12 protein-coding genes are annotated in these 12,090 nt (G+C 63.0%); 11 read left to right on the top strand and 1 reads right to left on the bottom strand.

All coding sequences use genetic code 11. The annotated features are described in order from the left end of the window. Positions 1 to 150: 150 nt before the first annotated feature. A complete protein-coding gene (locus AC0NIH_RS24255; RefSeq protein WP_473466679.1) occupies positions 151 to 972 on the bottom strand; it encodes a DUF2066 domain-containing protein in 822 nt (273 codons plus the stop codon). Between the two features lie 140 nt (positions 973 to 1,112). Here AC0NIH_RS24255 and AC0NIH_RS24250 point away from each other — a divergent pair, with 140 nt between their 5' ends. The 11 genes from AC0NIH_RS24250 to ribD all read left to right on the top strand — a co-directional run bounded on the left by AC0NIH_RS24250 (position 1,113) and on the right by ribD (position 12,047). Then, a complete protein-coding gene (locus tag AC0NIH_RS24250) occupies positions 1,113 to 1,661 on the top strand; it encodes a methyltransferase family protein (protein WP_473466680.1) in 549 nt (182 codons plus the stop codon). 100 nt (positions 1,662 to 1,761) lie between these two features. Beyond that, positions 1,762 to 2,805, top strand: coding sequence for an enoyl-CoA hydratase/isomerase family protein (locus AC0NIH_RS24245; RefSeq protein WP_473466682.1), 1,044 nt, complete (start codon positions 1,762 to 1,764; stop codon positions 2,803 to 2,805). Continuing rightward, a complete protein-coding gene (locus AC0NIH_RS24240) occupies positions 2,802 to 3,224 on the top strand; it encodes a DUF6163 family protein (protein WP_013896003.1) in 423 nt (140 codons plus the stop codon). The genes AC0NIH_RS24245 and AC0NIH_RS24240 overlap by 4 nt, the downstream gene beginning before the upstream one ends. A gap of 238 nt (positions 3,225 to 3,462) precedes the next feature. After that, positions 3,463 to 3,978, top strand: coding sequence for a transcriptional regulator LdtR (ldtR, locus tag AC0NIH_RS24235; protein WP_013896002.1), 516 nt, complete (start codon positions 3,463 to 3,465; stop codon positions 3,976 to 3,978). Between the two features lie 171 nt (positions 3,979 to 4,149). Then, entirely contained in the window at positions 4,150 to 4,575 is a 426-nt protein-coding gene (locus AC0NIH_RS24230; RefSeq protein ID WP_051410526.1) for a hypothetical protein, read from the top strand. Between the two features lie 369 nt (positions 4,576 to 4,944). Beyond that, positions 4,945 to 6,198, top strand: a complete 1,254-nt coding sequence (locus AC0NIH_RS24225) for a L,D-transpeptidase family protein (RefSeq protein WP_031250588.1) — start codon at positions 4,945 to 4,947, stop codon at positions 6,196 to 6,198. A 206-nt stretch (positions 6,199 to 6,404) separates the two neighbouring features. Continuing rightward, positions 6,405 to 8,048 carry a Na+/H+ antiporter gene (locus AC0NIH_RS24220; protein WP_473466685.1) on the top strand — a complete coding sequence of 548 codons (1,644 nt, stop codon included), beginning with the start codon at positions 6,405 to 6,407 and terminating at the stop codon, positions 8,046 to 8,048. Positions 8,049 to 8,243: 195 nt separating this feature from the next. Beyond that, on the top strand, positions 8,244 to 9,557 hold the full coding sequence (glyA, locus tag AC0NIH_RS24215; RefSeq protein WP_473466686.1) for a serine hydroxymethyltransferase: 1,314 nt from the start codon (positions 8,244 to 8,246) through the stop codon (positions 9,555 to 9,557). A gap of 141 nt (positions 9,558 to 9,698) precedes the next feature. Next, a complete protein-coding gene (locus AC0NIH_RS24210; RefSeq protein ID WP_023764067.1) occupies positions 9,699 to 10,277 on the top strand; it encodes a hypothetical protein in 579 nt (192 codons plus the stop codon). A gap of 157 nt (positions 10,278 to 10,434) precedes the next feature. Then, a complete protein-coding gene (gene nrdR / locus AC0NIH_RS24205; RefSeq protein WP_013895995.1) occupies positions 10,435 to 10,914 on the top strand; it encodes a transcriptional regulator NrdR in 480 nt (159 codons plus the stop codon). Positions 10,915 to 10,916: 2 nt separating this feature from the next. Continuing rightward, positions 10,917 to 12,047: a bifunctional diaminohydroxyphosphoribosylaminopyrimidine deaminase/5-amino-6-(5-phosphoribosylamino)uracil reductase RibD gene (ribD, locus tag AC0NIH_RS24200; protein WP_023764068.1), complete on the top strand. Its 1,131-nt coding sequence runs from the start codon at positions 10,917 to 10,919 to the stop codon at positions 12,045 to 12,047. Positions 12,048 to 12,090: the final 43 nt, after the last annotated feature.

Here is a 12,090-nt window from a genome sequence, read left to right as displayed (position 1 = left end):
CCAAAACTCCGGATCAGCGGCTTTTACCACGAGCCCTCGGTGCTGACCAATGCGACACGTTTGTGCCAGCGGTCGAAGCTGCCAATTTCCCCCCTTGTGGAGAGATGCCCAGCAGGCCAGAGGGGCGCGCTATCCCTCCTGCCTATCCAGTCAAGGCTGCCCATTACCCGAAAGAATCTGCACCGCGCCTCTGATGGCCACACGAAACGCCTCGTCGAAGCTGACGCCACGCGCCTGCCAGCGATAGGTCTTGCCGCGGTCGGCTAGCCGCCAATCGGCGATCCAGCCGAGCTCCTTGTCGCTCCATACGATGCTGCCGACGAGCGCTTGCGCGCCACCTACTTGTTTGGCTTGCCGATCCAGCCTCGCCATGTCGGCGGCGCGCAGCGCTTTTTCACCCAGGCCGGCAAGCTGCGCAGCCTTCGGAAATGCGACATGGATCAGCATTGGACCGGTAGCATTGACGAAGGATTCGCGCATCGTTTCGCCACGCTGCTCCTCGGCGCTTAGGACGAAATGTCGAGCACCCTGTTCGGCAACGAGAAAGACCGCGAGCGTCGGCGGGTCGCCCAGCCAGGGCCTGCTGCCCAGCGACGCCAGCACCTTGTCGATCACGTCAGGCTTGTAGAAGCAGGTCAGATCATGCGGCCGGTCATGCGTGCCTTGCTCGTCATGGATCGGAATGCCCTCCAACCGGTCATGGTAGCGGAAAGCATCGACGAAACTGCCGGCTTTGTCGCGCAGATCCGCTATCTCTGGTTTGTCGAGCAACCGCTGATCGCCCGAAACCCTGACCAGGACCCTGTCCAGGCAATCCCTGAAGCCTGTCTGGCGGTTCTCCTCGCCTTGGCCGGTGACGATGGTCTGCGACTGGTAGATCTCGTCCAGCGTGGTTGCCAGCACAGGATGGGCGGCCAGGCATCGACCGATCAGCCCAATTGCCACCAGCGCAAGGCGTAAAAATCGAGCCATGAACAACGTCCGCCGTCCAGCATTTGCCGGTCGATTTCTAACATCGACCACGGACGCGAGCCAAGAGGCGGTACCGGCCGTGTGGCGTTGACGCGTCCTTGCGGCACGCTAGGTCCGCATGGCGACGGAAGGAGCAAGCCATGGTTTTCGTCTGGTCCATCTATGCCGCCTGGCTCGTGCTGATCGTCTATCTGACCGTTTCGGCGTTCGGTGTGAAACGGGATACCGAGGAGCACATCGCGCAGCGACTGGGGCTGATGTTCGCCATGATACTCGCTTTCCTGCTTCCGCGTGTGCCGATGTTCCGGTTCGTCAACTTCGCACCCGTGAACGCCGTCTTGAGCAGCATCGGTGTCATCGTGGCCGTTACCGGGATGGCCTTCCTGGTCTGGGCGCGGCAAACCCTTGGCAGCAATTGGAGCCAGATCGTCTCCGCCAAGCACGGCCATGAACTGGTGACGTCAGGCCCTTACCGCTATGTCCGCCACCCCATGTACACAGGCGGCCTCGTCGCATGCATCGGTTCGGCGATCGTGGTGGGCGGTGGTTTCGTCTTTCTGCTGATCTTGCTGGGCGGGATCTTCCTGTGGCGTGTCGGTGCGGAAGACAGGCTTCTGGCACGGCAATTTCCCGACGAATTCCCAGACTATGCGCGTCGCACGAAGGCGTTGATCCCGTTCGTGTGGTAGCAATTCCAACCGATCATGCTTCGGCACACGACAATTGACGTTCGCCCGGTCGCCGCTTAGCACTTCAGTCCCGCAGGCGCGGGGGAGGGATTCTCTGGCGATGGATTTTGGTGGAGGCGACGAAATTCGCTTCGAACGGTTGGGCAGGGCTGGTGTCGTCACGTTGACGCGGCCGCAGGCGCTCAATGCCGTCACCCATCGCATGGTCGAGGCGCTGGGCAAGGCCCTGCGTTCCTGGGAGCGCGACGACGGTGTCGACGTCGTGGTCCTCAAGGCCGAGGGCAGGGCGTTTTCGGCCGGAGGCGACATCCTGGATATCTACGAAGCCGGCCGGGCCGGAGAGCCGCCGGTCGCATTCTTCGCCGACGAGTACCGGCTCAACGCCTACATAGCGCGCTTCAAGAAACCCTACGTGGCGCTCATCGACGGCATCGTCATGGGCGGCGGCGTCGGCATTTCGTTCCACGGCTCGCATCGGGTGATGACCGAGAATGCCCAGTTCGCCATGCCGGAGGTCGGCATCGGGTTTTTCCCCGATGTCGGCGCCAGCCATCTGCTGCCCGATCTTGGCGGCTCGTTCGGCATGTATCTGGCGCTGACCGGCAACCGCATCCGCTATGGTGACGCGCTGTGGTCGGGGCTGGCCACTCACACCATCAAGGCCGAGGACCAGGCGAGCTTCCTCGATCGGCTGGTACTGACCGGCGATCCGGAATCGGTGCTGCGCGGTTTCTTCGTCCAGGCAAAGCGGGAGACCGACAGGTCGATCCTGGAAGCGATATCGCGTCATTTTGCCCAACCGTCGCTGCAGGATGTCGTCGACAGCCTGGAACGCGCGGCGGGCACGGACGAATTCGCGGCAAAAACGTTGGCGACGATCCGCATGCGCTCGCCGACCAGCCTTCGTGTCACCTGGCGGCAGATCAACGCCGGGCTGACATTGTCGATGGACGATTGCATGAAGATGGAGTTCCGCATTCTCAACCGCATGCTAGCCGGACACGATTTCTATGAAGGCATCCGCGCCGCCATCATCGACAAGGGGTCAAAGCCGCAATGGCGGCCGGCAAGTCTCGACGCGGTCAGTGAGGCCGATGTCGAGGCCTATTTCGCCCCGCTCGGTGAACGGGAACTCCTGGCATGAGCGAGGTGACCTCGAGACGCGTGGTGCTTCAGCCCTCGACGGTCGAGGTCATCTTCGCCTGGTTCCAGCGCGTCATCGCCGGCTACTGCCTGCTGTTCGGCATCCTGTACTGGGTCAAGCTGATCGGCTTCTATCCAGGTTCGCTGTGGCGCTTCGACCTCATGCCGGTGCATTGGCAGGTGGCGGCGGTGATGCTCGCCGTGTTCTTCCCCTTTGCCGCGGCGGGGCTGTGGATGCTGGCCTCCTGGGGGCCGGTGATCTGGTTCATTTGCGCGGTCACCGAGACCGTCATGTATGCCGGCTTTCCCGAGCTTTTCGGCCATCGATTGCTGATTGTCGTCTCGCATGCGGCGGTGGCGCTGCTCTATATCGTCTTTCGCGTCGTCATCTGGCTGCAGAAACGCCCCGTACGGCACTAAGCCGTTGAGGGCATTGATGACTTCGTGACAGCCCCGAACCGGCCCCGCGACAAGCGCCTAAGCCTTTAGGTTAATTATCCTTACTCGGGTGACCGTTCGTTAAGCCTCTTCCGAAACCTATTACCGGTAAGCTCTTGTTAGCCCTAGCGTTTAAGTCGAATTTTATGAGTATTCGATAGTGTCGCGATCAAGGTGAAAAACAAAAAATCACCAGGGCGACAAACGAGAGGCAAAGACAATGATCAATTCGCGTCCGGCGGCGAAGACCGCCAACGTATCCGACGATCGCCGCGAGGCTATCCGTTCCCTGTACATGGAATCGCTGCAGCTTGTTGAGCGATTGCACCGCCGCCTGCTTGATGTGATCAAGGACGAATTCGACCGCAACGGCCGTTCCGACATCAACGCCATCCAGGCGCTGCTGCTGTTCAACATCGGCAACTCCGAACTGACCGCCGGCGAACTGCGCTCGCGTGGCTACTATCTCGGCTCGAACGTGTCTTACAATCTGAAGAAGCTGGTCGATCTCGGCTTCATCAACCACCAGCGTTCGCGCATCGATCGCCGTTCGGTCCGCGTCTCGCTGACGCCGAAGGGCAACGAAGTGGCCGATGTGGTCGCCGGTCTCTATGAGCGCCATGTCGGCTCGATCGAGCAGGTCGGCGGCATCAACACCGACGAGTTCAAGCAGATGAACCGTGCCCTGCAGCGGCTCGACCGCTTCTGGAACGACACCATCGCCTATCGCATGTAAGGCGTCCGTCGCAGCGGATCTGGCCCGCGCCAAAGAAGCGCGGCCGCAAGAGCGACCTTCAGTCAGGGCCGGTGCCGAAAGCACCGGTCCATTTTCTTGTGGCGCACGGCCGTCCCGGCCCAGGCTTTGCTTTCGCCTCCGCAGTGCCTAATGTCACCACACGAGGGAGGCATGATGGGACGAGAGGGGCGTTTCAGGATCTGTTCTGTCGCTGCGGTGCTTGCGATGGTGTCGCAAATGGCTTTCGCCGAGGACTGGTGGAAAGATTCCTTCGCCACCGAGGGCAGCAGTCCGTGCGACAACAATGACTCGATCGTGACAATTACCGACAAGTCCGTGGACATGTGGGAGGTCGGCTGCAGGCTGGACAAGGTTCAGAAGATCAATCGCCTGGATGCCGTCATTCTGGACATGACCTGTACGGACGATGAGCAGGGCGCTGAAAAGAGGCGGGAATTGCTGCTCAAACTGGACAACAAAGTCCTGCGTTATCCTCAAAACGAAGTGTTGCAGCGCTGCTCGGAACTGAAGGCGCAGCCAGGTCTGACGCCAAAGCCAGGTCTGGATCCAAAAGCACGTCCGGACCCAAAAGGCTGAGGCTTCTCGCACGACGGTGATGGTCGAGGACGAGGTTGGCTTCGGACTGGATATCTGCGGATCGGGATATCTGGATTGTCACCGGTGCCGAAAAGCACCGGTTCTTTCTTTTCGCGGTGTCGCCCGAAGCATATTGCGGGCCAAGGCCACGTTGCCGCCATAATCGCGGTGGAAGCGAGGATGCGGGTGATGCTGCCGGCCAGCGCTTGCGCTCACTTGAACCCGCATCGCGACAGCGCCTTTGACGCCTGTGCGATGCAGGTCATGGTTGGCTAATTCTTAACATTGCCAACCCTAGACTGCGGGCTCAATCGCCCGTTGAGAGCAAACCGAGCGAGATCGAACACAGCAAGAATGTCTGGAACGCCCATGAGAACCAGCCGCCGTTTTTTCCTTTCTGGAGCCTCAGCGCTCGCCGCCGCCATGGTGGCCGGCCGCGCGAGTGCGCAGGATGTGATCGGGGATATCCTGAAATCCTCGGCTCGCGGCAATTGGGATGACCAGTTCGACGCCCGCGCCAGCGAAGGCGGCAAGGTGGCCTCGACGCTGCCGATCTTCAGTCTGCAGACCGTTGCATTCACGGAACAGGCGGTAGCGCAATACCAGAACATTGTCAGCCAGGGCGGTTGGACAGACGTTCCCGCCACTAAGAAACTGGAACTCGGTGTCGATGACCCGGACGTCGTGCCGCTGCGCAAGCGCCTGATGATTGCGGGCGACCTGTCGCAGAGCGCCGGCATTTCGACGGCCTTCGATTCCTATGTTGACTCCGCGGTCAAGCGCTTCCAGTTGCGCCACGGTCTTCCGGCGGACGGCTCGATGGGCAAATACACTTATGCGGCGATGAATGTTTCGGCGCAGATCCGGCTCGGTCAGTTGCAGACCAATCTGCAGCGGCTGAAGGAGAAGGCCGGCACGCTCGGCAGCCGCTATGTGCTGGTGGACATTCCGGCGGCGCAGATCGAAGCGGTCGAGAACGACCGCGTCGTGCTCCGCCACACGGCAATCGTCGGCAAGATCGATCGCCAGACGCCGATCGTCAATTCCAAGATCAACGAGATCATCGTCAACCCGTACTGGAACGCGCCGGTCTCGATCGTGCGCAAGGACATCATTCCCCTGATGCGGAAGGATCCCGACTATCTGAAGAACAGCCATATCCGCCTGTTCGCGCCGGATGGCAGCGAAGTCGATCCGATGAACGTCGACTGGTCGACCGACGATGCCGCCAAGTACCGTTTCCGCCAGGATCCCGGTTCGGAAAACGCCATGGCGTCGGTGAAGATCAATTTCCCGAGCCCGGATGGCGTCTATATGCACGATACGCCGCAGCAGAGCCTGTTCGGCAAGATGATGCGTTTCGATTCGTCGGGCTGCGTGCGCGTCCAGAACGTGCGCGACCTCGTCACCTGGATCCTGCGCGACACACCCGGCTGGGACCGCCAGCATTTCGAGGCGGCGATCAAGACGGGCCAGAACACGCCGATCCAGGTCACCAACCCGGTCCCGGTGCACTTCCTCTATCTGTCGGCCTGGTCGACCGGCCCCGGCGTCGTCCAGTTCCGCGACGACGTCTATGCGCTCGACGGCAACAGCGAGCTGCAGATCACGTCTTCGCTCTAAGCGCCTGATAATTTTGACGAAAAGCCGCCTTCGAGGCGGCTTTTCTGTTTGCGGCGCAGCCGCTGATTGGCCAGCGATGCCAAAGCTTCCGCACGATTGACGGCGCCGAGCTCGGGGCTGGCCTTTGGTCATCTCGGTGCCGGCGCGGCCTGGCTGGACGCGGCGCCGGCGATTGCGCATGGTCCCCCGGCAGCCGGAATCGCGCCATGCAAACCGCCATCTTCATCCTTATCGTGCTCGTCTTCGTCGCCGTTTCCGGCGCGCTGGTGCGCCTGGTGCGGGTACCGCTGCCGGTGCTGCAGATCGCCATAGGCGCAGCACTTGCCTGGCCGGTGCGCGGCATCCATGTCGAGATCGATCCGGAACTGTTCCTGCTGGTGTTCATTCCGCCACTGCTGTTCAGCGACGCCTTTGGCGCGCCCAAGCGCGAACTCATCGCCTTGCGCCGGCCGATACTCGATCTCGCCATCGGCCTCGTCTTCTTCACCATTGTCGGCTTCGGCTATGCCTTGCACTGGCTGGTGCCGAGCATTCCGCTGGTCGTGGCCTTCGCGCTCGCCGCGGTGCTGTCGCCAACGGATGCGGTGGCTGTCTCCTCGATCGTCGACAGGAACGTGGTGCCGGCGCGGCTGATGCACATCCTGGAGGGCGAGTCGCTGCTCAACGACGCGTCGGGCCTGGTGATGTTCCGCTTCGCCGTCGCGGCGGCATTGACTGGCAGTTTCTCCTTCGCCGCCGCCTCGCTCAGTTTCCTCTATGCCGTGGCGGTCGGCATCCTGGCCGGGGTAGCGGCCCTGTTCGTCGCCGCCAAGATGCTGCAACTCTTGAACCGCATTGGCGGCGTGCCGGCCGAGGCACAGGTGCTGATCACCATCCTGCTGCCCTTCGTCGCCTATCTCGCGGCCGAGCATTTCGGGGCTTCGGGTATCCTGGCCGCGGTCACCGCGGGCCTTTTGACCGGGAGCACGGGCATATTCCGCTTCCTTGGCGTCTCGGCGCGCATGCAGACCATCTCGTTGTGGACGACGTTTTCCTTCGTCTTCAACGGCGCGCTGTTCATTGTGCTCGGCCTGCAGCTTCCCGAAATCATCCGCAACGTGCCGGCGGAACTCACCGGCCACTATCCCGTCCTCCAGCCGGTGCTGACTGTTCTGGCGCTGACATTGTGCCTGATCGCGCTTCGCTTCGTCTGGATCTGGATCGGCGACATCACGGCGGGGATCGCGGCGCGGCTCGGCAAGCGTGAGGCCGAGCCGTTCGGCCTGCGCGTGCGGTTGGCCGGATCGGTGGCGGGCGTGCGCGGGGCCATCACGCTGGCCGGCATCCTGTCGCTGCCGCTGGCCTTGCAGGACGGCTCGCCATTCCCCGCGCGCGACCTTGTCATCTTCCTCGCCGCCGGCGTCATCATCTGCTCGCTGGTGATCGCCAGCCTTGCCTTGCCGGTGATCGCGCGCGGGGTGGTCGAGCCGGGAGAAGATGCCGGCGCCGCCGAGGAACGCTTGGCGCGCGTCGGCGCGGCGAAGGCGGCAATCGCCCACCTCGAGAGCATCACGCAGACGGACGAGGAGGAGGGCGACGTGCCTGGCATCAGGCTCGCCGCCGCCAACGGCATTGTCGCCGCCTATCGGCGGCGCATCGCGGCGGCCGACGAGGCCGACGAGGCGCGCGCCGAAGTGCGGGAGGCTGGCAGGCTGGAGATCGACCTCAGGCTTGCCGGCATAGCCGCCGAGCGCGACGCCCTGCGCGCCATGCTGCGCCGTGGCGAGATCAACGACCACACGGCGCGGGCGTTGTTCACCGAGATCACCCTCATGGAAGCCCTTTTGAACGGCAGACAGACGCGGAAATAGGAATTGCGGAAGCCTGACGCCGTGGATTTGCAGTCGCTGCCGCAAAACGGCCAGCAAATTTCGCGCTGCAAACGTGGCGAGGCCAAAACAACTGTGTTAATGGCGCGGCAATGCGTGTCGCCCGGAACTGCGCAGCGATTTTGGGGCAACGACATGCAGAAACAAATTGCCCCGAACCAGAGGATTTTTCAGGCCATGGCAACTGCAGCGGCAGCGTCGAACAAATTCGAATCTTTCTTCGAGACCACGCTTGCCGATGCCGATCCGGAGATTTTCGGCGCCATCCGCAACGAACTCGGCCGCCAGCGCCACGAGATCGAACTGATTGCCTCGGAGAACATCGTATCCCGCGCGGTGCTCGAGGCGCAGGGCTCGATCATGACCAACAAATATGCCGAGGGCTATCCGGGCAAGCGCTACTATGGCGGCTGCCAGTTCGTCGACGTGGCCGAGGAACTGGCCATCGAGCGGGCGAAAAAGCTGTTCGGCTGCAACTTCGCCAACGTCCAGCCCAATTCCGGCAGCCAGATGAACCAGGCGGTGTTCCTGGCGTTGCTGCAGCCCGGCGACACCTTCATGGGCCTCGACCTCAATTCCGGCGGCCATCTCACGCACGGCTCGCCGGTCAACATGAGCGGCAAGTGGTTCAAGGTCGTGTCCTATGGCGTGCGCAAGGAAGACCATCTGCTCGACATGGACGCGATCGAAAAGACCGCGCACGAGACCAAGCCGAAGCTGATCCTGGCCGGCGGCACCGCCTATTCGCGCATCTGGGACTGGAAGCGTTTCCGCGAGATTGCCGATGCGGTCGGCGCCTATCTGATGGTCGACATGGCGCATATTGCGGGCCTCGTCGCCGGCGGCGTGCATCCGTCGCCCTTGCCGCACGCGCATGTGGTGACGACCACCACCCACAAATCGCTGCGCGGCCCGCGCGGCGGCATGATCCTGTGCAATGACGAGGACATCGCCAAGAAGATGAATTCCGCGGTGTTCCCCGGCTTGCAGGGCGGACCGCTGATGCATGTCATCGCCGCCAAGGCGGTCGCCTTCGGGGAAGCGCTGAAGCCGAGCTTCAAGATCTATGCCGAGAGCGTCGCCGCCAACGCCAAGGCTCTGGCCTGCAGCCTTCAGGAAACGGGCCTCGACATCGTGTCCGGCGGCACCGACAACCATCTGATGCTGGTCGACCTGCGCCCCAAGAACGCCACCGGCAAGCGCGCCGAGGCAGCCCTTGGCCGCGCCAACATCACCTGCAACAAGAATGGCATCCCCTTCGATCCGGAAAAGCCCTTCGTCACCTCGGGCGTGCGGCTCGGCACGCCCGCCGGCACCACGCGTGGCTTCGGCCAGGCCGAATTCCGCGAGATCGGCAAACTGATCGCCGAAGTGCTGGACGGTCTCAAGGTCGCCAATTCCGACGAGGGCAATGCCGCAGTCGAGGCGGCCGTCAAGGCCAAGGTGGTGTCGTTGACCGATCGTTTTCCGCTCTATCCTTATCTTGGTTGACCATCCTTATCTCGATTGACCAGCCCCTTATCTCGATTGACAAGACACTTATCTCGATTGACCAGACGCGAAGCGTCATCTTTTATCCGCCGGCAGCGCGTCACCCCTGGTCGGGTGGCGCATGGAACTGGAGAATTGATGATGCGCGATTTTCGTCTTGCCTCACTCGGCGCTCTGGGCTGGCTGGCTGCTTGCGGGTCCGCCTTGGCGCAGACGCAGCCGGCCCCCGACATGCCTGCCACCAGCACGTTCGGTCTATGGACAACCATGGTCGATACGCTCGACACCGGCCAGGATGCGCGCAAGACCTGCGCGGCTTCGACGGCGTTCTACGATGCGGGTGGCAATTCGGGCACGCTGACCTTGTCGATCTCGAACGGCGATGCGCTGCCGCCGGATGCCTATCCGGCCGTCATGATCACCATCGACAACAGGAGCCTGCAGACCGGCAAGAAGATCGCGGCGATTTTCGGCGATCCCGGCGTCAAGGTTTCGACGACTGTCTATTCCAACGACGCGGTCAATGGCCGTCCGACCTGGACGGTCGACAATCAGCCCAAGACCAGTCTCGCGCTGCTGCGTGCCATGCGCCAGGCCACCTCGCTCGACGTGACTTTCGGCAAGCAGGCTATCGCCAGCATCCCGATGGACGGCTTTACCAAGGCCTATCGCAGCCTTGGTGTATCCTGCGGCTTCCCGACCAAGGACGTTGCGCCGTGACGCGGACAACCGGATCGGCATAGGCGCCGCTGGCAATCTTCCTCGTGCCTCGCTATCTCTGACGCAGCAGGCCGTCGAAGACACGGAATTGCTTCAATCCCGGCCGGAAAGGCTCTAAGCCTTTCGCCTCACCAGATTCGCGAACCCAAGGCTCTCCATGCGCTGTCCCTATTGCCAGTCCGAAGATACGCAGGTGAAGGATTCGCGCCCCGCAGAGGACGGCGCGGCGATCCGCAGGCGGCGTGTCTGCCCCGATTGCGGTGGCCGATTCACCACCTTCGAGCGCGTGCAGCTGCGCGACCTCGTCGTGGTCAAGAAGTCGGGGCGAAAAGTGCCGTTCGACCGCGACAAGCTGCTGCGCTCGGTCGAGATCGCGGTGCGCAAGCGCAATGTCGATCCCGAGCGCATCGACCGCGCGGTGACCGGCATCGTGCGCCAGCTCGAAAGCTCCGGCGAGACGGAAGTGGCCTCGGGCGAGGTCGGCCGACTGGTCATGGAGGCGCTGAAGTCGCTCGACGATGTCGCCTATGTGCGTTTCGCCTCGGTCTACCGCAATTTCCGCGAGGCCAAGGATTTCCACGAGTTGCTGGGCGAACTGAAGGGCGACGAAGACAAGAGTGAAGAGGAAGCCGGCTGAGCATGGCAGGATCGCGACAGGGCGAGGCCGCACAAGCGGCCCTTGATCACCGTTTCATGGCCGCAGCGCTACGGCTGTCGCGCAGGAATGCCGGCAGGACCTCGACCAACCCTTCCGTCGGCACGCTGATCGTGCGCGATGACGGCGCCGGACCGATGATCGTCGGCACCGGCGTGACGGCAGTCGGCGGCCGGCCGCATGCCGAGACAGAGGCGCTGGCCGAAGCGGGCGAACTCGCGCGTGGTGCCACGGCCTACGTCACCCTGGAGCCCTGCGCTCATCACGGCCGCACGCCGCCTTGCGCCAATGCGCTGGTCAATGCCGGCGTCGCGCGCGTCGTCGGTGCCGCCAGCGATCCTGATCCGCGCGTCTCCGGCAAGGGCTATGCTATTCTGCGAGCTGCCGGCATCGAGGTGGTCGAAAAGGTACTGGCGGCGCAAGCCGCCGAGCAGATGGCCGGCTATCTCATTCGATCACTCAGAAAACGTCCGGAAGTGATTCTGAAGCTTGCGCTTTCCAGTGACGGCAAGATCGGCAGGGAGGGCGCCGGCCAGGTCGCGATCACCGGCGACATGGCCCGCCGCGAAGTCTATCTGATGCGGGCCGAGGCGGACGCTATCCTGGTCGGCATCGGCACGGCGCTGGAGGACGACCCGGCGCTGACGGTCCGCTTGCCGGGGCTCGAGAACCGTTCGCCGGCGCGCATCGTGCTCGACCGGCAGATCAGACTGCCGGAGGCTTCGAAACTGGTTTCGGGCGTGGATCGCGTGCCGCTTTACGTCGCGGCTTGCCTGGAGGCCGATCCGCAGCGCAGGGCGGCCCTCGAGCGCGCCGGCGTGCGCTTCATCGGCACGGAAACCCATGAAGGCGGCGTCGCACTGCCGGAACTGCTCGAGGATCTGGCGGCGCTCGGCATGGCAAGCGTTCTGGTCGAGGGCGGCGCCAGGGTGGCGAGCGCCTTCCTGGCTGACGGGCTGGTGGACCGTATCGTGCTGTTCCAGGGACCGGAAGCGATCGGCGAGGGCGGCATTGCATCGCCCATCGACGCTGACCATATCCCGGCAGGCTTTCACAAGCTGCGCGAGATGCGCTTCGGCGAAGACGGTTACGCCGAGTGGATTAGAGACCTCTAGACCATGATCCCGAAAAGTGGGACCCGGTTTTCGGACAAGATCA

This window comes from Mesorhizobium sp. WSM1386 (assembly GCF_055901595.1).
This window is presented reverse-complemented; position numbering and strand designations above follow the sequence as displayed.